The following is a 22,609-nucleotide window of genomic DNA, read 5'->3' on the forward strand; positions in this document are numbered from 1 at the left end:
CTAATAACCATTTACCAATAATAATTAACTAATAAACAATGAAAACACATAAAGATTTAGAGGTTTGGAAGCTTGCAATAGATTTTGTTTCAGAGATATACTTAATAACAAAACAATTTCCTGAGGCTGAAAAATTTGGTTTATCTACTCAGATGAGAAGAGCTTCTGTGTCTATACCAAGTAATATTGCAGAAGGTGCAGCACGCCAATCGGATAAAGAATTTATACAGTTTTTATACATTTCATTAGGTAGTTCAGCGGAATTAGAAACACAATTAATTATCGCTTTTAATTTAAATTTTATTAAACAAAATCAATTAGATCAATTAATTTTGAAGCAAGAACAGATTGCTAAAATGTTAAATGGTCTTATAAAATTTATAAAAAATAAGAACTAGAGGCTAGTGACTTGCGAGGAGTAATTAGAGAGGAGTGACTAGTAACCAGTAATTAGTAACTAATAACCATTTTACCAATAACCAATTCATTATTAACTAATAACTAACAATTATGACAAGATTATTCGACATATTATTCTCTTTTTTTGGTCTACTATTTTTATGGCCAATCGGAATTATACTATACATTATCGGTTTATTCGATACAGGTTCACCTATTTTTATGCAAGAAAGAGTTGGGAAAGGTAAAAAACCATTTAAACTGATTAAGTTTCGTACAATGGATGTCAATACTAAATCGGTTGCGTCACATTTAGCATCTCCAGCACAAGTTACAAAATTTGGTGCTTTTTTACGTAAATCTAAATTAGACGAATTACCTCAATTAATTAATGTATTAAAAGGAGATATGAGTTTAGTTGGAGCGCGACCTTGCCTTTTTAATCAAAAAGAATTAATTGCTGAAAGAGAAAAAAGAGGTGTGTTTAATTATTTACCAGGAATTACAGGTTTAGGGCAAGTGAATAATGTAGATATGTCAACTCCTGAAAAATTAGCGGAGTTAGACGCTGAAATGTACCAAACATTATCTATAGGAAGTTATTTTAAATACATTTTGGCTACCGTTACAGGAAGTGGACAAGGTGATGCTGTAAAGAAATAACATGATATAATAAAATAGATAAGGCTCCATTAGGAGCCTTTTATATGTTGACTAATTTAAAAAATTCATATAACTTAATTTCTCGTGCCTCGCAAATTCTTAAAATTGTTTTTAAACTGATATTGTAATTTTCATCTTCTTTAATTAATCTTACAGTCTTTTCATCAATTCCATGAGAAGTTGCAAAAGAAAGGTTACTTTGACTATCTGCTAACCAATTGTCTCTTATAAACTCTACAATTTTTCTGTTTTTATCTTTCATTTAGACAAATGAAAGAGTTATTTAAAAAAATAATTCGGATTTATATCCGAATGTCGAATATTATTATTATATTTGTTATCAGATAGTTAAAAAATAAAGTAAAAATACTTTTATCTCGCATTGGAAAACTGGTAATTTTTGTAGCAACGAGAAAATAAGTAAATTTGCTCACGACCTAGGCGTGGGCTCTCTTATTGTTCCTTTGGGTATGCCAGTACCTCTAATGCTTTAAGAAGAGTTCCATGCCTTTCTTGTTTTTGGTCGTTTTCTTCCATCACATCCGCATAGAACTTCATATAATATGCTTGGTTTTATTCCTCTACAAATCAAGTAAAGTACTCTCTCTAAATATGTATTTCTTATAATAGAAATGCACAGATGGTTATTCGATTCAGTTAGAATTGTAAGATGTATATAGTAGATGTTAGATATTAGTATTGAGATTTTAGAATTGTAAAATGTAGTAGTTGTGATGTATAGTGTAAAATGTAGAAAGTATTATGTATTAAGTACAAAGTAGATGTTAGATTTGAGAAATTAGATTTGAGAAATTAGATTTGAGAATTTAGATTCGAGACGCGAAATTCGAAATTCGAGGTGCGGGATTTGAAAATTTATATGACAATGAATTTGAATATTGAAAAAAGATGAAGAAAATGTCATATGATTTGGAGGCGAGTGTCAAAAAGTTGAAAGTCATGGTTAAAATGTTTTACTGTTTGCGTAGCAAATGATTTAAAATATTGAATGGCTGAAACTTATTTTGACCGTCGAAAATCAAAGACAAGAGTTTTTTGATTACTTTTTTGCTCATAAAAAAGTGATAGAAAGTATTTTACATTCATTTTTATTCATGGGTTATTATTGTTTTCAAATGAATTCATATGCCCTTCGGGGAAGTCTTGACACAAAAACGAACCAAAAAAGTCAAGACCGCGATTTTCGACGTTCAATTCCCATTTCACGCACTAAAAAGATTAAATGATTCGCATACGCTCACTAATCTTTTTTACGCTTGTTTCAATGGATTGAAGCTCGTCTGCAAATCGTATGTCGCTTTGGAATTTGTTGTTAAAAGGGATTTGAATATTGAAAAAGGAATTAAAAAAATCCGACGATTTAGGATCGAAATGCAATTCAACTCTAAATTATTGGAATAAAAAAAGTTGGAGTGTCTGAGTGGAGCGAGTTGCCAACTTTATGGAAATAATTTATTTAGTTGAATCATTGAGAGACTACTGTCGGCATCTTTTTTTGTTTCGTTTTTTGGATGAGCAAAAAATGAAAGTAATAGATTTCTCGATACATCAAAATAACAAGGAGATGAGGTTCTGAACATAATTCCGAGAATAAGAGGATAATTAGTAGTTATTTATTTATTGCTTTTTATTCATGAGTTATTATTGTTTTTAAATGAATTCATATACCCTTCGGGGAATTCTTGATAAAAAAACATTTGAAATTAAAAGGAGAAGCTCCAGTGGAGCTTAGGTATATTACTTTTTGCTTGATCAAAAAGTAATCAAAAAATCAAGTCTATGCTTACAAGTCGGTCAATAACGGCTATTCGCTAAATGCTTTAGAACATTCGCATATGAAATGCGAACATAAATCATTTTTAACGCTCACTACGCCGAATTGACGCTCGACTTTTCAGCAATGACAGTTTATAAATTCATTGTTGAAAGTGGATTTGAATATAATAAGAATAAATACGTAGAACGTTAAACTTAGACCGTAAACCGTAAAAACAAAGTTGGCGCGATGTACAGGAAAAGGAGTGGCTTTTAAAACTAATGTTGAATTAAAAAACGATGTAAAATTATGAAAGAGTAAACAGATTCACACTCTATCCCCCGAAGACACCATAAGAAGAAAGTAAATGATCTTCATAAAATGATTAGTGTTAATTTTTTTCATTTATTAATGTAATTTTTAAAACTTGTTGGAGGGGGAATTTTGGGTGTAACTTAAAAAGTAGTGTAAAAACAATATTTATTCATTTTTTATTCATGGGTTATTATTGTTTTTAAATGAATTCATATGCCCTTCGGGGAAGTCTTGACACAAAAACATTTGAAATTAAAAGGAGAAGCTCCAGTGGAGCTTAGGTATAAATTGTTACAAGTTGATTAATAATTATATGTTCATTTTTTATTCATGAGTTATTATTGTTTTCGAATGAATTCATATGCCCTTCGGGGAACCTTGATGAAAAAACATTTGAGATTAAGAGGAGAAGCTTGATAAGCTTCGGTATATTACTTTTTGCTTGATCAAAAAGTAATCAAAAAGTCAAGACTGCGATTTTCGACGTTCAATTAGCATTTCACGCACTAAAAAGATTAAATGATTCGCATACGCTCACTAATCTTTTTTACGCTTGTTTCAATGGATTGAAGCTCGTCTGCAAATCGTATGTCGACTCTAAAATTCGTTGTTATAAGTGAATTAGAATATTGATAATAAAAAACACGTAAAACGTTGAGCGTATTACGTAAAAAAATAAACCCCTTTCCCCAAACAAAGTTGGCGCGATGTACTGGAAAGGATGGCTTTTAAAACTAATGTTGAATTAAAAAACTATGTAAAATTATGAGAAAATTTTACTTCAAATTCAGTAGGCAATTGTATGCTGAACTACTGAGATTATTTTGTGCTATACCTTTATATGCACAAATAAAAACCATGACTGACATGGTAAATGAAATTCGGACCTTAGTGGTGGATATACTACTAGTAGGAAGGAGAAATAGTGAACAAAATTATTAAGCGATAAAGACTCACATTTAATTCCCCGAAGACAACTTATAAGAGAGTGAATGATCTTCATAAAAGTAGTGTTAATTTTTATTTCATTTATTAATGTAATTTTTAAAACTGTCCAAGGGGAATTTGTGGGTTTATGCCTGATTTCATAATGACAAAATTCGTTGTCAAAATCGAATTAGAATTTTAATTAGAAAAAACACGTAAAAGGTAAAACGTAGAACATAAAACTTGATAAAAAACATTGTGGTTAGATAAATTAAATGTTAAAAAGAGTTAAAATCCTGTATCGTTGTATATCGAAAATGACACTTTTCTGTATTGGTTGTGTATCCGCGCTATATCCATTCTGTATCCATTGTATATGCGTTCCGTATGGTTTGTTCGAGGTTCGTGTATCGGAAGGGATTGTTAAGATGTAGTATGTATTAAGTAAAAAGTACAGATTAGATGTGAGAATTGTAATATGTACAATGTAAAAAGTATGATGTATTTGAGGTTGAGAATGAGGTTCTGAAGATAATTTATGATAATAAGAAAATGATTATATGTTCATTTTTGTCTTGACACAAAAACATTTGAGATTAAGAGGAGAAGCTCCAGTGGAGCTTAGGTATAGTGCTTACAAGTCGGTCAATAATGGCTATTCGCTAAATGCTTTAAATCATTTATGAAATGCGAACAGTAAATCATTTTTAACGCTCTTTACGCCGAATTGACAATCGACTCTTCAGCAAGGACGTTTTTAGAATCCGTTGTTATAAACGAATTTGAATGTTTAAATAGGAATAAAAAAAAACGACGATTTAGGATCGAAATACAATTCTACTCTAAATTATTGGAATAAAAAAAGTTGGAGTGTCTGAGTGGAGCGAGTTGCCAACTTTATGGAGATAATTTAGTTAGTTGAATTACCTGAGCCATACCATGGCTCCTCCTTTTAATTTCAAATGTTTTTTTAGATGAGTAAAAAAATGAAAGGAAGAGCTTTTTCGACAAGCTAAGAATACCAACAAGATGAGATTCTGATACAAGCCCAGAATGACAAAATCTGTTTTTAAAAATGAATTTGAATATTAATAAGAAAAAAGACGTTGAGCGTATAACGTAATGCATCACGTAAAACATAATTAAAAACCACCTTTATTTATGCTAGAAAAAGAATATGAATTATTGAAAGAAGGCGATCCCAAAGCTTTGGAGCAAATCTATTCACGACATAAAAGACTACTTTTTTGGATTGGTAAACAAATAATTGATGATGAATTTGTTGTAGAATGTTTGGTACAAGATGCTTTCCTTAGATTATGGGAATATCGAGATAACATAGAAAGACCTGAACATATCTTTTATTTCACGCGACTTGTTTTGAAACAAAGTTGTTATTCGCATTATAGAAGATCTAAAAATAAATTTTTTAGGTCAGTGCATTCATTAGATAGTTACGAGAATTATGAGAATTATTTGACTGTATACGATCCTTTAGAGGTTGAAGAAACCATAATGGATAAAGTAATACATGACCAACATTATGAAGAAATTAGAAAAATATTACCCTTATTAAGTGGTGAAAGAAAACATTTGATTGAACTCTGTTTGAAATATGGATTCAGATACAAAGCGATTGCCAATGCAATGGGGAAAAGAGTTTCAGAAACGAGCAAGGAGATTAGAAGTGCGATAGAGGATGTTAAGAACCTTATAAATAGTCATGATGTATTCGTGTCTAAAAAAGAAATAGTTTCTGAGGAAAAGGAACAAAATCAAATGACCGAAAAACAATCGTTGATTTTAAAGCTTCGATTCGAGAAGAAACAATCGTTTACAACCATTGCTCAGACATTAGAACTTTCTCAGAAAGAAGTGCACAATGAATTTGTAGTTGCTTATAAATTGACACAACAAAACAAGTTTAAACCCCTAAATAACTGAATATGGAAAATTCTACAGTTTTTTTAACACGTAAAATACAATTAATTGCTGATTTACCGACTCAAGAAGAACGAAATGAAGTTTTGAGTACGCTTTATAAATGGCAAAATAGATGTTTTATAGCGGCTAATTTGATTGTTTCTCATTTGTATGTGCAAGAAATGGTGAAAGATTTTTTTTATTTCTCTGACGGAATCAAATATAAATTAGTAGACGAAAACAAAGATGAAGATGGTATACTCAAATGTTCACGGTCGACTACGATCTATCGTGTGCTCTCAAAACGTTTTAAGGACGAAGTTCCAATGTATATATTGTCTAGTTTGATGAATACGTTATACCTATCCTTCAAGAAGGATTGTGTCAGGTATTGGAAAGGTGAACTTTCATTAAAAATTTTTAAACGAGATATAGCAATTCCTTTTAATATAGCGAGGATAAGTAAATTCTCGTATGATACAGATAAAAAATACATTTATTTTAAACTTTATAAAATACCTTTTAAAACGTATCTTGGAAGAGATTATATTGATAATTATAAGCTATTGGAGCAAATAGTAAATAAAGAAATTAGAATTTGTAGATCGCATATTAAATTAGAAAAAAATAAAATATTTTGGGTATTCACTGTAGAAATTGAAAAAGAAAAAAATCAATTACAACCCGATATTATTGCAGAAGTTTCTTTGTCGTTGGAATATCCGTTGGTTGTAAAAATAGGTAGATCTCAGCTAACCATTGGTAGCAAAGAAGAATTTTTATATAGAAGATTAGCGATACAAGCTTCTCGTAAAAGAATACTAAAAGGAGTGCCTTATTGCAAAGGAGGGAAAGGAGAAGTAAGAAAATTAAAAATAGCAAAAAAATTAAAAAATACAGAGAGTAAATATGTTCATCATCGGCTACATGTTTACAGTAGAATGTTAATTGATTTTTGTGTTGAAAAAAAAGCAGGAACGATAGTTATTCTAGATCAAGAAGAAAAAATAGAAATTGCCAAAGAAGAAAGATTTGTCCTAAGAAACTGGAGTTATTATGAACTCATTAATAAAATAAAATATAAAGCTGATAAAGCAGGTATTGAGCTTATAACAGCTTAAACCATAATTTAGGAGGGTGATTTGTACACCCATAGGGTGAGGTGATTGTTAACGCTCATCAAATGTGAAAAACATATACAAAGGGGGATTTTTGAGATTTTATTGAAACTTGCTAGATACTCCCAACATAAAGGCAGGATAAAGGCAGGATAAAGGCAGGATAAAGGCAACATAGTGGCAGTAGGGTGGCAGTAGAATATTTGTAAAAGGTTTTTGATATGGGATTTACGATGTAAAATGTTTTTATGAACAATTAGATATGAGATATGAGATTCTTTGAAAGTTCTGAATGACAAGGAATTTGAATGTTTAAAAGGAAATTAAAAATCCGACGATCCAGCAGCACATTATCGTCAGTCTAAATGGCGTTTGAAAAACGTTGCATCGAAGACTTAGACGATGGATAATGAATTAGAAGATTGGCATTAAAACTCTTACGTTAAGAAAATGTTTGAGAGTGTATTAATAAGTTTTTTTATTTTATAAAGTTTTTATGATTAACTAATGAAGTTATAATTATAGTTTTATGTTAAATTTGAACTATTAATACAACTAACCAAATGCAAACTAAAATCTGGCTTTCATCTCCGCATCTTTCAGGAAATGAAATGAAATATATTCAAGATGCTTTTGATAAGAATTGGATCACATCCATAGGTGATAATATTGACGGATTTGAGTTTGATATTCAAAAAGTGTTGAATACATCAAATCCAATTGTTGCATTAAATAGTTGTACATCAGTTTTACATTTAGCTCTTATATTGCTAGGAGTGAAGAATGGTGATGAGGTAATCTGTCAATCGATGACATTCTCAGCAACAGCAAATCCAATTGCGTACCAAGGTGCAACGCCTGTTTTTGTAGATTCGGAAAAAGATACATGGAACCTTTGCCCAATTGCATTAGAAGAAGCAATTAAAGATCGTATTGCAAAAGGAAAAACACCAAAAGCAATTTTAGCAGTGCATTTGTACGGAATGCCATATAAATTAGACGAAGTACATGCTGTTGCTGATAAATATAACATTCCTGTGATAGAAGATGCTGCAGAAGCATTAGGTTCTACTTTCAAAGGTAAAGCTTGTGGAACGTTCGGTCGTTTTGGAGCCTTATCATTCAATGGGAATAAAATTATTACAACTTCAGGAGGTGGAGCGTTAGTTTCCCACACACAAGAAGATAAAGATAAAGCGGTATTTTTAGCAACACAAGCACGCGATAATGCACCTCATTATCAACATTCACATATTGGGTATAATTACCGTATGAGTAATATTACTGCGGGTATCGGTCGTGGACAAATGGAAGTTCTACCAAGTAGAGTGGAAGCTCGTCGTGCAATGAATAAATTCTACCAAGAGTTATTTGCGGATATTGATGGCGTAACGGTATTTACAGAACCAAGTTCTGACTATTTCTCTAACCATTGGTTGTCAGCAATTTTAATTGATCCAAAAGTAGCAGGGAAAACGCGTGAAGATTTACGTTTAGCTTTCTTAGAAGATGATATCGAATCTCGTCCGTTATGGAAACCAATGCACATGCAACCTGTTTTCGCAGATGCACCTTATTATGGAGGAAAAGTAGCAGAAGAATTATTCGAAAACGGATTGTGTTTACCTTCTGGTTCTAATTTAACAGATGCAGAACGAGAAAGAATTGCAGCAAAAGTAAAAGAAGTATTTGGGAAATAATTTTCAACAATATAATACAAATCAAATCCTCTTAAGTTTCTTAGGAGGATTTTTATTTATAAGAATTAGACGTTTTTAATAAAAGTACTCGAATAATTTGTTATAAGTTGATTATCGGTTAAATTTGTAATCAAATTGATCAGAAATTATGATTGACCAAATCAAACAATATATTGAAGAAGTAAAAAACTTCCATTCAACAAATGCTGCTGAAATTGAAGAATTCAGAATTAAATTTTTAGGAAAAAAAGGAATTTTAACGGACTTGTTTACACAGTTCAAATCTGTTCCGAATGAACAAAAAAAGGAATTTGGTCAAGTTGTGAATGAATTAAAAACATTGGCAACAGAAAAATCAACTGTTCTTAAAAATGAAATCTCAAACGAAGGAAAAACTGATTCTTCTTTAGATTTAACGCGTCCTGGAGAGCCTTTTACATTGGGATCTCGTCATCCAATTAACATTACAAAAAATCGTATTATCGAGATTTTTAATCGCATTGGGTTTAGTGTTTCTGAAGGTCCAGAAATCGAAGATGATTGGCACAATTTTACCGCGTTAAATTTGCCAGCGTATCACCCTGCGAGAGATATGCAAGATACATTTTTCATCGAAACTGATCCAGATATTGTGTTGCGTACGCATACATCGTCTACGCAGATTCGTCATATGGAGAAAAATCAACCGCCAATGCGTTTCTTAGCGCCAGGTCGTGTTTACCGTAACGAAGCGATTTCGTCTCGTTCGCATATGATGTTCCACCAAATTGAAGGTTTGTATATCGACGAAGGTGTTTCGTTTGCAGATTTGAAACAAACTTTAAGTTATTTTACAACTGAGTTATTTGGTAAATCTGAAATTCGTTTACGTCCGTCATATTTCCCATTTACAGAGCCTTCTGCGGAGGTTGACGTGTATTGGGGATTAGAAACAGAAACTGATTATCGTATGACAAAAGGTACAGGTTGGTTAGAAATTATGGGATGTGGAATGGTAGATCCTAACGTTTTGCGCAATGTAGATATCGATCCTGAGAAATATTCGGGTTATGCATTCGGTATGGGAATTGAGCGTATCGCGTTATTATTATACCAAATTGGGGATATCCGTTTGTATACAGAAAATGATAAACGTTTCTTAGAGCAATTTCAATCGGAGTTATTCTAAGATAGAAAATATTATAAACAAAAAATCCTGTTCAATTGAGCAGGATTTTTTTATTGGAATAATGTTTTAAATAATATATTAGAGATTATATCCTTTAGTTTTAATTTTCATAAAAAAGCATTTAGAAATTGTCATGCCGAGACATCACTCTATTTATTTACAAAGTAATAATTAATGTAATCGTCCTATTAAAAATGGCCTTAAATCTATGACGTTAAGAAAATAATTGAATGTAACGTTAAAAAGATTTTAGCCTGTAGGGTTTTTAAAATCTTTAGTGAAATGAAAGTATTTTTAGTCTAATAGATTTACAGCCTTGACTTTTTGGTTACTTTTTAGTCAAGTAAAAAGTGACATAAAATATAAGGAATATCTAATTATATGATGTGTTTAATTTTCATAAAAAAGCATTTAGAAATTGTCATGTCAAGCTTGTTGAGACATCTCAATTATTATTTAAGTATTGATTTAACATTTTTCTTATCAATTTGTTGATTGTTGACTTCTACAAAATAATCTTGTTGCCAATTTTGAGTTTTTTGAGCTTGTTTGTTTTCAGGTTTAACCCAATTTGGATATACTCTAAAACCTCGTTTTCCATCTTTTTTAATTGAGGTTAAAATATGTTTTTCAATTAAAATTGATGTCGGAAAAATATAAAAACCTAGTTTCGAATCTTCTTCTGTAGCAATAATATAATAATCAAATACATCATTTTCGTTGAAAGACTCGGTGTGTTTAGCGGCATTTCGTTTCCATAACGTTACAAATTGACCAACTTTTTTAGGGGTAATTTTCGCTTTTCTAAATTTGAATGATAATTCTTTCACTTCGAAATTATAACCAACATATTCGTCACATTCTGCATCTTTTTCAAGAGTTGAAATGGATAAATTCATTGCTTTTAGAACAAAATATTCGAATTGTTGAATAATTTCAATCATTTATTTCAATTGTTGATAGAAGTATAAATCATAGGTTGGAAATAAATTTGGATAGAAAATTTTTCCTAAATCATTCAAAATAATATCTGGACGAAGGATTCCTTGTTCAAAATAATCATTCGAACCTTTTGCATTCATTCGTTTGTTGTAAGCATATACATTTCCTTTCTTAAACGCATCAAACCACGCATAATTTGGATAAGAAGCTTTCATTTCTGCCAACGTATTTACGTTTGTTACATTAATCCAATAATTTGCAGATTTTCCAGCTGTATAAACTTCTTCAAATGTTAAGCTCAAACTATTTTCACCTGTTTTATTCTTGAAAATATAATTTCCTTTCGCATCGTCTATTAATTTTGCTTGCAACAAATCATTTGTCGGAACGTACCAAATATCGCCATACATTGTATTCACAATTGTTGAAACATTACCTTGACCGTTGGTTTGAATGATATTTTTGATGGAGTCGTAATTATTTTTAACCGTTTCTACACGCTTTTCAGCTTCTGTATCTTTTCCGAATAATTTTCCGAAAACCTTCAAATATTCAACTTGTCCCAATGGGTTTTGCTCTTTGTATTCATCTAAATACAATACTTTTATTCCATTTTGTTCCAATTGTTGATGAAATTTTGCCAAAACAGGATTAGAACTTGCAATAATCAATTGTGGTTTATTTTTTAAGATAATTTCTGTGAATAGTTCGTTTGAATTTCCAACTTTCAAGATTGATTTATTTGCGATTCCTTCTGCTATTTTAGGATTGTAAATAAAATCTGCATCGCAAACTCCTTTGATTAAATCAAGACTTCCTAATTGATCTAAAAACGTCACGGCAGATGAAGTTTCTACCATCACAGTTTTGATTGGCAAGTCTTTTTTATCAAATGAAATCGTATTTCCAGAAGATTTTATCGTGATTGTTTCGTTGTTTTCTTCGATAGAAATATTTTTTGCAAACTGAAAAGTTGTATTTTCTTGTTCAGTTTTAACAGCTTCTTTCGACTGTTTACAACTACTAATGGCAAGAAGAACGAATGAGGTTAGAATAAATTTTTTTATCATTTGGATTGAATTTAGAGCAGGCAAGTTAAGAAATAGGATGAAATCATAAAAAAATATTTTTGTAAGCAATTGATTCGTTGTAAATTAAATTAATGTTTAGAATTTTTCTTAAAAAGATTAGGTTTTTACGATTAAAGTGCTGTATATTTGCATTCGAAAATAAGGGAAAATACTTTCAATTATTTCAAACGGCCGAGTGGCGCAACTGAATAGCGCACTTGATTACGGCTCAAGAGGTTACAGGTTTGAATCCTGTCTCGGTCACAAAAATGCTCAGCGTCAATCGTTGAGCTTTTTTTATGAATGTTAAATTCTATTGTTATCAATAAAAAAGTCCATCTACAAATTGTAAATGGACTTTTTGGATTTTTATTATTTCTTTCTGAAGTAAACTTCAACTGGAACTCCTTCAAAATTGAATTCCTTTCTCAATTGATTTTCGATAAATCGTTTGTAAGGATCTCTAATATATTGCGGCAAGTTACAGAAAAACGCAAATTGAGGCGTTTTTGTAGGTAACTGCGTTACATATTTGATTTTGATGTATTTTCCTTTTACTGCAGGTGGAGGTGTAATCTCGATAATCGGTAACAAGGTTTCGTTTAACTTACTTGTTTTGATACGACGACTACGATTCTCGTAAACTTCGATAAATGTATCAACAGCTTTCAAGACACGTTGTTTTGTAAGAGCCGAGATAAACAACACAGGAACGTCTGTAAAAGGCGCAATACGTTTTAGAATAGCATCTTTGTATTCTTTCATTGTATTGGTTTCTTTCTCCAATAAATCCCATTTGTTGATTAAGATAACAACACCTTTTCGGTTACGTTCTGCTAAATAAAGAATGTTCAAATCCTGTGCTTCAATTCCACGTTCTGCATCAATTACTAAGACACAAACGTCACATTCTTCGATTGCACGAACCGAACGCATGACAGAATAGAATTCTAAATCTTCGCTTACTTTTCCTTTTTTACGCATTCCAGCAGTGTCTACCAAAACAAATTCGTGTCCAAATTTATTGTACAACGTTTCGATAGAATCACGTGTTGTTCCTGCGATATCGGTTACAATATTACGTTCTTCACCTAATAATGCATTGATTAATGTAGATTTTCCAGCATTTGGACGACCTACGATTGTAATTTTAGGTAAACCTTCGAATGGATCAATGTGTTGTTCTTCTGTAAAACAATCTACCACATCATCTAATAATTCACCTGTTCCACTTCCGCTCATTGCAGCGATTGTGTACATTTTTTCGAATCCTAAGTTATAAAACTCATAAGAATCGTCTAAATTTTTGTTGGTATCGACCTTATTCACAACTAAGAATGTAGGCTTCTTAGTGCGTCTTAAAAGGTTGCCAACTTCCTTATCCATATCCGTTAAACCAACTTGATTGTCTACCATGAACAAAATTACATTTGCTTCATCGATAGCTAATTCAACTTGCTTGCGGATCTCTTCTTCAAAGGTATCATCTGAACCAACGACATACCCTCCGGTATCGATTACGGTAAACTCTTTTCCATTCCAATCAGATTTTCCATAGTGACGGTCACGTGTAACACCAGAAGTGTCATCAACGATAGCTTGTCTTTTTTGGATCATTCTGTTGAAGAACGTAGATTTACCAACGTTTGGTCTTCCTACAATTGCAACTATATTTGACATTTTGCAAAGGTATAATTTTTAGAATTATTTTTTACATTAATTTTTTGATTGAGAAAGTATTGTAAATAAAAAAGGTTAGATAAACTCTAACCTTACTCAATTTTTATTTTACAACTTTAAGAAGTTCTTTTTCAGCAACCACTTTTCTAAGTCCAGAACTTGAGAAACGGTGGTCTCTTGAATTGTAGTACAATTCGATTCCTTTTTCTTCACAATATTTACGTCCTGTGAAGTTTTTGTCTTGGTATTCAATCCCTAAAATACGCACATCAATTTTGAAAGATCTCAAAACATCTTCCAAGTCTTCTTCAGTTGCATAAGGAACAATTTCATCGACGAATTTGCAACCTTTGAGCTGAATGTAACGCTCTACAACAGTTTGTGTCGGTTTGTTTTTTTCTGGTCGATCTAATGTTGGATCTGTTTGTAAACCTACAATCAAATAATCGCAATGTTGTTTTGCGTCTTCTAGCATTTTGATATGTCCCGCATGAAGCAAATCAAAAGCACTAAATGTAATTCCGATTTTCATAGTCAATCAGTTTAGTCTTTTATAATTAGTTTTTATTAATCTTCAGATGATCGGTTGTAATCATCTTCAATGCGAATGATGTCTTCCTCACCAAAATACGTACCATGTTGAACTTCGATAAAAATTAGAGTCTCATTACCTATGTTCTGAATACGATGTTTTGCTTTTAATGGAATAATAACGACTTCACCTGCTTTGTATTCATATTCTTTATCATCAAGTGTTACCATTGCAGTACCCTGAACAATTGTCCAAACTTCTGCACGATGATTGTGGTATTGGTAAGACAAACGCCCGCCAACATTCACTTCTATTCTCTTCAATTTATATATATCGGTGTCCTCTAATACATAGTAAGAACCCCAAGGTCTATTTCCTATTTCCATGTTTTACGCAATTTACGGAATATTTAGATGCAACTCTAAAATACTCGATGAATAAATTGTTATGTTCATTCAAAAAAAAAACCTCAAACACATGCTTGAGGTTTTATAAATGTGGTGGTGCCTCCAGGAATCGAACCAGGGACACAAGGATTTTCAGTCCTTTGCTCTACCAACTGAGCTAAGGCACCGTCATTTTGGATTGCAAATATAAGAAGGTTTGTTTATCATTTCCAAAATTATTTTTAAATATTTTCTGTTAATTTTTTAAGCAGTTGATTTTTATTCATTTATTTTTATAAAAAATTACGAATTGGTAACAAATGGAATGGTCAATCACACTTTTGCACATCTGGAATTTTATCAAAGAATGGTATTGGGTTCCGCTTACAATCCTTTATATAATGGTGATTGTTACTATTTTGATCGAAAATCGAAACCCAACAAAAACAATTGCATGGATATTAGTGATTGTTTTTCTGCCATTTATCGGAATAATTCTATATTTTTTCTTTGGACAGAAATTCAAAAAAGATCAATTTTTTAGTCGAATAGATAAAAATCACCAAAAAATCATCAATGAAAAATGGACTGAAATGGATCAATTTGTTCAAGATGATTTAGATAAAGTAAATACAAGAATAGGTTCGTTGTCACAGGTTTATCGTTATTTAAACAATGCAAGAGTTGCTTATCCTGCAACAAATAATAAAGTAAAGTTGTTGACAAATGGAGAAGATAAATTCCCTCTTTTTTTAGAAGCTTTACGAGAAGCGAAAGATCATATTCATCTTGAATATTACATTTTTGATGAAGATCATATTGGAAATGAAATCATTGATATTCTGATTGAAAAAGCTAAAAATGGTGTAGAAGTTCGTGTAACTGCGGATGATTTTGGTTCACCAAAACTGAATAAACATCAATCAAGATTTGATGGAACAGGTGTGGAATTTCAAACATTTTTACCTGTTCGATTTTCTTCTTTGGCAAATTCTAATTACCGTAATCACCGCAAAATTTTGATTGTTGATGGTAAAAAAGCATTTGTAGGCGGAATTAACATTAGTGATAAATACATTAATCAAAATGGTGTAAAAAGCCCAAATAATAAGGTTTATTGGCGTGATACTTCTGTGATGATTGAAGGCGATTCTATCAATAGTTTGCAATTGCATTTTTATCTAAATTGGATGATGACGGAAGGCAAAAAGTATAATATTTCTGATCCAAAATATTTTTATTCAAGTAAAGAAAAGAACGATTTTTCAACGGTTAGTTTTGGACTTTCTTCACCAGGAAGTGATTTACATTCGGCAATGGAAGCCATGGTTTTGGCAATTACTTTGGCGAAAAAGAAAGTGCAATTGTGCACGCCATATTTTATACCAAGTGACGAATTTAAGACAGCGATGATGATTGCTGTTTCGAGCGGAGTAGAAGTGGAGTTGATTATACCTAAAAAAGGCGATTCTATTGTAGTGCAACAAGCGTCATTATCATTCCTAAAACCTTTGATGAAGCGGGGTGTAAAAGTTTATTTATACGAAAAAGGATTTATTCACGCCAAAACAATAACGGTTGATGATAAATTGGCTTTTATTGGAACAGTGAATTTAGATTATCGTAGTTTTATGATTAATTTCGAGATTACTTCGGTGATTGAAAACACGACGTTATTGCAACAAATGAGTGCTCAATTTGATATAGATAAAGAGGATTCAGAATTATTAACTCTTGAAAAATGGGAAAATAGACCTTGGTATTACCGTGCATTTGCATCAATTTGTAGATTGTTAGCACCGATATTGTAAATATTTATTACATTCGATTTTAGATCAAGGTAATATGAAAAAGCTATCTTTATTAACAATTGGAAAAATTGCTATAGGTGCAGTTCTAGCTTATGGTTTTCTAAATTTTATAGATCAACCAGATGTTATGATTGAATCTTTTAAAACTGGATTTTTAGAAGGAATCTTAGGAAAATAAAACAAAAACCTCCACTTCAATTAAAGTAGAGGTTTTTGTTTTTTATTGATTTTTAAAATCTTCGATTTCTTTTCTAATTTCTTCGTATCGACTTCTCAAATCGTCCGAAATATTATTCGGGATATCTTTAATTTTCTTCAATTGTAATGAAATAAAAATCGCAAATAATCCGGTAGAAATAACTGCTAATCCTAGCCATGCAACAGCTGTTAAACCTGCTAATTGTGGAGATGATAATAAAATAAGCGAAATGATTAATCCAATAATAGCTAAGAACAGAGAAATTCCCCAATCTTTTACGCCATAATTTTTTAGGTCGAAAGCATAACTAATTCCAGAAATTGAGCGGAATAAAATTAAAAATCCAACATAATAAGCAAAAACTTCTAAACTTAGAATTGGATTTACAACTAACATAAATCCAACAATAGTTGTAATAATTCCATATGTCAATGTCCAGCCCCAACTATCAATTTCATCTTTGTTCGAAATGGAAAAGATAATTTCTGAAATTCCTGAAAATAAAAACGAAACTGCAAAGAAGACTGAAAGTGCTACATATGATGCAGTAGGAAATGCAAAACAATAAATTCCTAATCCAACAAATAGTAATCCTATGATAAGTAAAATCCACCAATATTTGATAGAATTTTTAATTGATTTGTAAAAAGTACGTGCCATTTTGAAAATTGATATTTTAAATTATGCTCTTAAATTTAAGAAATTTTATAATTAAAAGCATTCTTTTTTGAGTAATTTATAATGAAATTAGATTTCTTAAAATTCAGGATTTATTTCATGCCAGAATAAAATTAAAATACCCTTAACTTTGAAGTTCGCTTAAAAATCAACGAAAATGAAGTATGGAATAGAGGCGGCTTCTATCTACGTTCCGCATATATATTTACCAATAAAAGATTTAGCAATTCAGCGTAATATTGATCCTGATAAACTTGAAATTGGTTTAGGTTTAAAGAGAATGTCAGTTTTAGATGTTCACGAAGATACAGCAACTATTGCTGCGAATGCTTTGTTGAAATTGATTACAGATTTTAATGTTAATCCAAACGAAATCGGACGAATTTATTTAGGAACAGAAAGTGCTTTGGATGGAGCAAAACCAACCGCAACTTATGCAGTACAATTGGTAGAATCTGTTTTGGCAAATCAATTTGGAGAACGACCTTTTAGACATACAGATGTTGTGGATATGACGTTTGCGTGCGTGGGTGGAGTAGATGCGATGCACAATTCTATCGATTATGTTCGTGTAAATCCAGCTAAAAAAGCAATTGTAATTGCAGCCGATTATGCAAAATATGGTTTAGAATCGACGGGAGAATATACGCAAGGTGCTGGTGCAGTAGCGATGTTAATCTCGAATCAACCAGATTTGATTGCGTTTGATAACAATTGGGGAATTGGAATGGAATCTGTTTTTGATTTCTTTAAACCACATCAATCAACTTCTGATGAAGCGATTTTGAATGCTTTAGGAACAACAAAATCTGAAATCGAAATCTTTTCTGATGAACCCGTTTTTGAAGGGCAATATTCTAACGAATGTTATAAAAACAGAGTTAGAGAAGCTTATTTCAACTTTAAAGATGAGGCTAAAATAGAAGGTAAATTGTACGAAAGTTGGCGATATATTGCTTTTCACTTGCCTTATGCATTTCAAGGAAAAAGAATGTTTTCGGATGTTTTTGCATTAGAAAATGATCAAGATAATTCGAATGATAACTTGAAAGTTGTTTCAAAATCGGATGAATATAAAGCCTTAATCAAAGAAAAAGTAGAACCAACTCAACGTGCTTCTTCTGAGATCGGAAATATGTACACAGCTTCAGTTTTTACAGCATTTTTATCGGCTCTACAAGTAAGCGCAGATAGCAATGAAGAATTAAATGGAAAAACAGTTGGTTTTATTGCGTATGGTTCTGGATCTAAATCGAAAGTTTTTCAAGGACAAATTGGTGAAGGTTGGAAGAATGTGATGAATAAAATGGATTTGTTCACTTATTTAAATAAAAGAGAAGCAATTTCTTTTGAACAATACCAAGATTTACACAATAAAAATCTGAAAACATCAATCAATGCTTCAAAAGGATTTGCTTTAGATCGCATTGAAACTGAAATTCCAGATTTGAAAGGTGCAAGATATTATACTTTTAAAGGATAAAATATAAAAAAATCGCTCATTTGAGCGATTTTTTTATACTATTTTCTGCTTCCATTTCCCTCGTTTAAAGAGAATAAATGCTAAAATTGCAATAAACGTTTCCGAAACAGGAATTGCTATAAAAACGCCTTCTTCTTTTAGGTTGAAATGATACGTTAATACATACGTTAATGGAATTTGGAATAACCAAAATCCAACAAAATTAATGATCGTTGGTGTCATCGTATCTCCAGCGCCGTTAAAAGCGTTCATCATCACCATTCCAATTCCGTATAATAAGAAACCAGTTGCAAGAATGTACATTCCTTCTTTTGCAACAAGTTTGATATGCGCTTCCGTTGTAAAAATTGAAACTAAATAATTACTCAATCCATAGAAAATAATACTTACAATCAACATGTAAATGATGTTAAATTTCATGGTCATAAGGACTGATTTTTCTGCTTTTTCGGGATCTTTATTTCCTAAGTTTTGACCAACTAAAGTTGCCGCAGCATTGCTCAATCCCCAAGCAGGTAACATAAAAAACATCATCAGTCGTAAAGCTGTTTGATAACCAGATGAGGCAATTTCTCCACCAGATTGAGCAACAATTCGCGCAAGAATAATCCAACTACAACTAGCAATAATGTATTGTACAATAGCTGGTACTGCAATTTTTACAATATTGATAATTAGTTTAGATTTTGGAACGAAATAACTCCATTTGATTTGAATTAATGAATCTTTTTTCGTTAAACCATACAATTGATAAACCACACCACCACTTCTACCAATTGCAGTAGCTAAGGCTGCTCCTTCTAATCCCATTTCAGGAAAAAAGAACCATCCGCGAACAAGAATTGGACACAAAATAATATTGATTCCGTTAGCTAACCACAAACTTTTCATCGCAATTGCTGCATTTCCAGCTCCGCGAAAAATTCCGTTAATCAAGAATAATAACACAATTGATAAACAACTTGCCATCATTATTTTAGTGAAATTCTTCCCGTATTCTGCGGCTTGTTCGGTTGATCCCATCCAAATCAATAAATCTTTGGAGAATATAAATCCGAAAATACTCAACAGAATTGTAATGATTATCGATAATAAAATTGCTTGCGAAGCACTTTCCGAAGCTTTTTCGGGTTTCTTTTCACCAATTCTTCGTGCAATAATGGCAGTTGCAGCCATACTTATTCCGATTGAAATCGAATAAACAATTGTTAATAAAGATTCTGTAAGACCAACGGTTTGTATGGCGAAAGCGCTTTCTTTTAAATGTCCTACAAAATATAAATCGACCAATGCAAAGACAGATTCCATCACCATTTCGAACATCATCGGAATTGTTAATAGAAATACTGATTTTTTGATTGGTAACGCGGTTAAATCTAAGTTTTCGCTTGAAAAAGATTGTTTAATCAACGAAAAAATAGACCCAATTTTGGCTGTTAAAGACTTTTCTACAGTCATTTTTTTGGTTTTAAAAAAATTAAAAATACTGGATAAATTTTTAAATCAAAATGAATTAAACGTTAAGTTGCCGCGAAGTTTTAAGTATTCATTTCAATTAAAATCTGAGAGGATTTTGCGCAAATTTAAATCATTTTTTTCAATACCAATTTATCTTTTTGATTTTATTATCTTTACCAAAACAGCTATAATAGAGAGAAATGAAAAAAACTGCTTTTATTTTATTTAATGTTGCCCTTATGGTAGGAGTGAATGCACAGAGTTATAAGAAAAAGTATCCAGATACAAAAAAAATTGATCATGTTGATACGTATTTTGGAGAGAATGTACAAGATCCATATCGTTGGTTAGAAGACGATTTGTCTGAGGATACGAAGAAATGGGTGATCGAACAAAATAAAGCAACTTATGCTTATTTGAATGAAATTCCATTACGTACACAATTGAAAAAATCGTTGACGGATATCTGGAATTATGAGAAAATTTCGACTCCTTTTAAAGAAGGAGATTATACGTATTACTACAAAAATGATGGTTTACAACAACATTCAGTTTTGTATCGTAAATTAGGTGAAAACGGAACGGAAGAAGTTTTTTTAGATCCGAATAAATTCTCGAAAGATGGTTCTGTTTCGTTGGCTGATGTTAGCTTTTCTAAAGATGGAAGCTTAGTTGCCTATTCTATTTCAGAAGGTGGATCGGACTGGAGAAAAGTAATTGTTTTGAATGCAAAAGATAAAACACAAGTTGGAGAAACATTGATTGATGTTAAATTCTCTGGAACAGCTTGGAAAGGAAACGACGGTTTCTACTATTCGTCTTATGATAAACCAAAAGGATCTGAATTATCTGAGAAAACAGATCAACACAAATTATATTACCACAAATTAGGAACAGCTCAGAAAAAAGATCAATTGATTTTTGGAGGAGCAGAAACACCTCGCCGCTATGTTGGTGCTTATTTGACAGATGATGAACGTTTCTTAATCATATCTGCAGCCAATACAACAACAGGAAATGAGTTGTATTATCAGGATTTGTCTCAAGCAAATAGCCCAATCAAAACGATTGTGAATAATTTTGATACAAATACTTCTGTGATTGATAACGATGGAGAGACTTTCTACATTTTTACAAATAACAAAGCACCAAACAATAAAGTAGTTAAAGCAACTATTTCTGATTTGAGCGAAGCTGCTTGGAAAATAGTTATTCCAGAAACTGAAAATGTATTATCTGTTTCTACAGGAGGAGGTTATTTATTTGCTAAATACTTAAAAGATGCAATTTCGGTTGTAGAGCAATACAAATATGATGGATCAAAAGTTCGTCAAATTACATTGCCTGGAGTTGGTTCTGCATCAGGATTTGGAGGGAAAAAATCAGAGAAAGAAATCTATTTCGGATTTTCAAATTATATCACACCTTCTACAAGTTACAAGTACAATGTAGAATCAGGTTCTTCAGATGTTTACATTAAACCAAATGTGAAATTTAATTCAGATGATTACATTTCTGAACAAGTTTTTTATACGTCAAAAGATGGAACAAAAGTTCCGATGATTATTACGTATAAAAAAGGATTGAAGAAAAATGGTAAAAATCCTACAATCGTTTATGGATACGGAGGATTCAATATTAGTTTAACGCCAGGATTTAGTCCAGCAACTGCTGCTTGGATTGAAAATGGTGGAGTTTACGCTGTTCCAAACCTACGTGGAGGTGGAGAATATGGTAAAAAATGGCACGATGGAGGGCGTCAATTCAATAAATTGAATGTTTTTAATGATTTTATAGCAGCAGCAGAATATTTACAGAAAAACAACTATACTTCGCCAGATTATACTGCATTATCAGGAGGATCTAACGGAGGATTATTAGTTGGAGCAACAGAAACAATTAATCCAAAAGTAGCAAAAGTAGCATTGCCTGCGGTTGGTGTTTTGGATATGTTACGTTATCATACATTTACTGCTGGTGCAGGTTGGGGCTATGATTACGGAACAGCTGATGATAGTAAAGAAATGTTCGAGTATCTAAAAGGATATTCACCAGTTCACAATGTAAAAGAAGGAACATGTTATCCTGCTACATTAGTCACAACAGGAGATCATGATGATCGTGTAGTTCCTGCGCATTCGTACAAGTTTGCGGCAAATTTACAAGCGAAACAAGCGTGTGATAATCCAGTTTTAATCAGAATTGAAACGAAAGCTGGTCACGGAGCAGGTCGTTCGACAGAAGTTGTGATCAATGAAACAGCTGATAAATATGCCTTCACTTTGTGGAACATGGGAATCAAAAAATTGAAATAAAAGATTAATTTAATTCAGTCAAAACCATCTGATTATTCAGGTAGATTTTTTAATTTTATAGGATT

The 22,609-nt window shown here is 31.7% G+C and carries 18 protein-coding genes and 2 tRNA genes; 11 read left to right on the top strand and 9 right to left on the bottom strand.

The window, feature by feature from the left end; genetic code table 11:
* Positions 1–38: 38 nt before the first annotated feature.
* A complete protein-coding gene (locus B4J88_RS02615) occupies positions 39–398 on the top strand; it encodes a four helix bundle protein (protein WP_291066243.1) in 360 nt (119 codons plus the stop codon).
* Between the two features lie 112 nt (positions 399–510).
* Positions 511–1,062, top strand: coding sequence for a sugar transferase (locus B4J88_RS02620; RefSeq protein ID WP_291066245.1), 552 nt, complete (start codon positions 511–513; stop codon positions 1,060–1,062).
* A 40-nt stretch (positions 1,063–1,102) separates the two neighbouring features.
* Here B4J88_RS02620 and B4J88_RS02625 read toward each other — a convergent pair whose 3' ends face one another.
* Positions 1,103–1,324: a hypothetical protein gene (locus tag B4J88_RS02625; protein WP_125113434.1), complete on the bottom strand. Its 222-nt coding sequence runs from the start codon at positions 1,322–1,324 to the stop codon at positions 1,103–1,105.
* Between the two features lie 3,918 nt (positions 1,325–5,242).
* Here B4J88_RS02625 and B4J88_RS02630 point away from each other — a divergent pair.
* The 4 genes from B4J88_RS02630 to B4J88_RS02645 all read left to right on the top strand — a co-directional run bounded on the left by B4J88_RS02630 (position 5,243) and on the right by B4J88_RS02645 (position 9,990).
* A complete protein-coding gene (locus tag B4J88_RS02630; RefSeq protein ID WP_291066248.1) occupies positions 5,243–6,025 on the top strand; it encodes an RNA polymerase sigma factor in 783 nt (260 codons plus the stop codon).
* 2 nt (positions 6,026–6,027) lie between these two features.
* Positions 6,028–7,125 (top strand): hypothetical protein, encoded by a 1,098-nt coding sequence (locus B4J88_RS02635; protein ID WP_291066250.1) that lies wholly within the window; start codon positions 6,028–6,030, stop codon positions 7,123–7,125.
* Between the two features lie 560 nt (positions 7,126–7,685).
* Positions 7,686–8,822 (top strand): DegT/DnrJ/EryC1/StrS family aminotransferase, encoded by a 1,137-nt coding sequence (locus B4J88_RS02640; protein WP_291066252.1) that lies wholly within the window; start codon positions 7,686–7,688, stop codon positions 8,820–8,822.
* Between the two features lie 148 nt (positions 8,823–8,970).
* Positions 8,971–9,990 carry a phenylalanine--tRNA ligase subunit alpha gene (locus B4J88_RS02645; RefSeq protein WP_291066254.1) on the top strand — a complete coding sequence of 340 codons (1,020 nt, stop codon included), beginning with the start codon at positions 8,971–8,973 and terminating at the stop codon, positions 9,988–9,990.
* A 452-nt stretch (positions 9,991–10,442) separates the two neighbouring features.
* Here the strand turns inward: B4J88_RS02645 and B4J88_RS02650 are convergent, their stop codons facing one another.
* On the bottom strand, positions 10,443–10,934 hold the full coding sequence (locus B4J88_RS02650) for a MepB family protein (protein WP_291066256.1): 492 nt from the start codon (positions 10,932–10,934) through the stop codon (positions 10,443–10,445).
* Entirely contained in the window at positions 10,935–12,002 is a 1,068-nt protein-coding gene (locus B4J88_RS02655; RefSeq protein WP_291066258.1) for an ABC transporter substrate-binding protein, read from the bottom strand. It lies immediately after the preceding gene.
* Between the two features lie 190 nt (positions 12,003–12,192).
* Here B4J88_RS02655 and B4J88_RS02660 point away from each other — a divergent pair.
* Positions 12,193–12,266: transfer RNA gene (locus B4J88_RS02660), tRNA-Arg, on the top strand.
* A 108-nt stretch (positions 12,267–12,374) separates the two neighbouring features.
* Here B4J88_RS02660 and der read toward each other — a convergent pair.
* From der to B4J88_RS02680, 4 genes are all read right to left on the bottom strand, one after another.
* A complete protein-coding gene (der, locus tag B4J88_RS02665) occupies positions 12,375–13,682 on the bottom strand; it encodes a ribosome biogenesis GTPase Der (RefSeq protein WP_280049488.1) in 1,308 nt (435 codons plus the stop codon).
* Between the two features lie 103 nt (positions 13,683–13,785).
* A complete protein-coding gene (locus tag B4J88_RS02670; protein ID WP_180905607.1) occupies positions 13,786–14,214 on the bottom strand; it encodes an adenylyltransferase/cytidyltransferase family protein in 429 nt (142 codons plus the stop codon).
* A gap of 35 nt (positions 14,215–14,249) precedes the next feature.
* Positions 14,250–14,600 carry a phosphomannose isomerase type II C-terminal cupin domain gene (locus B4J88_RS02675; RefSeq protein WP_038336510.1) on the bottom strand — a complete coding sequence of 117 codons (351 nt, stop codon included), beginning with the start codon at positions 14,598–14,600 and terminating at the stop codon, positions 14,250–14,252.
* Between the two features lie 112 nt (positions 14,601–14,712).
* Positions 14,713–14,788, bottom strand: a tRNA-Phe gene (locus tag B4J88_RS02680).
* A gap of 132 nt (positions 14,789–14,920) precedes the next feature.
* Between B4J88_RS02680 and cls the strand changes: the two genes are divergently transcribed.
* Together cls and B4J88_RS02690 are read left to right on the top strand one after the other, a co-directional pair.
* Positions 14,921–16,411, top strand: coding sequence for a cardiolipin synthase (gene cls, locus B4J88_RS02685; RefSeq protein ID WP_291066259.1), 1,491 nt, complete (start codon positions 14,921–14,923; stop codon positions 16,409–16,411).
* 34 nt (positions 16,412–16,445) lie between these two features.
* Entirely contained in the window at positions 16,446–16,589 is a 144-nt protein-coding gene (locus B4J88_RS02690) for a hypothetical protein (RefSeq protein ID WP_181816261.1), read from the top strand.
* Positions 16,590–16,631: 42 nt separating this feature from the next.
* On the opposite strand, the gene B4J88_RS02695 is transcribed toward B4J88_RS02690, so the two are convergent.
* Complete coding sequence (locus tag B4J88_RS02695) at positions 16,632–17,270, bottom strand: HdeD family acid-resistance protein (protein WP_291066261.1); 639 nt, start codon at positions 17,268–17,270, stop codon at positions 16,632–16,634.
* A 175-nt stretch (positions 17,271–17,445) separates the two neighbouring features.
* Between B4J88_RS02695 and B4J88_RS02700 the strand changes: the two genes are divergently transcribed.
* Positions 17,446–18,771 carry a hydroxymethylglutaryl-CoA synthase family protein gene (locus B4J88_RS02700; RefSeq protein WP_291066263.1) on the top strand — a complete coding sequence of 442 codons (1,326 nt, stop codon included), beginning with the start codon at positions 17,446–17,448 and terminating at the stop codon, positions 18,769–18,771.
* A 33-nt stretch (positions 18,772–18,804) separates the two neighbouring features.
* On the opposite strand, the gene B4J88_RS02705 is transcribed toward B4J88_RS02700, so the two are convergent.
* A complete protein-coding gene (locus B4J88_RS02705) occupies positions 18,805–20,229 on the bottom strand; it encodes an MATE family efflux transporter (protein ID WP_291066265.1) in 1,425 nt (474 codons plus the stop codon).
* Positions 20,230–20,429: 200 nt separating this feature from the next.
* On the opposite strand from B4J88_RS02705, the gene B4J88_RS02710 reads away from it, so the two are divergent.
* Positions 20,430–22,544 carry a prolyl oligopeptidase family serine peptidase gene (locus B4J88_RS02710; RefSeq protein WP_291066267.1) on the top strand — a complete coding sequence of 705 codons (2,115 nt, stop codon included), beginning with the start codon at positions 20,430–20,432 and terminating at the stop codon, positions 22,542–22,544.
* Positions 22,545–22,609: the final 65 nt, after the last annotated feature.

This window comes from Empedobacter sp. UBA5036, assembly GCF_002415215.1.
Lineage (GTDB): Bacteria > Bacteroidota > Bacteroidia > Flavobacteriales > Weeksellaceae > Empedobacter > Empedobacter falsenii_B.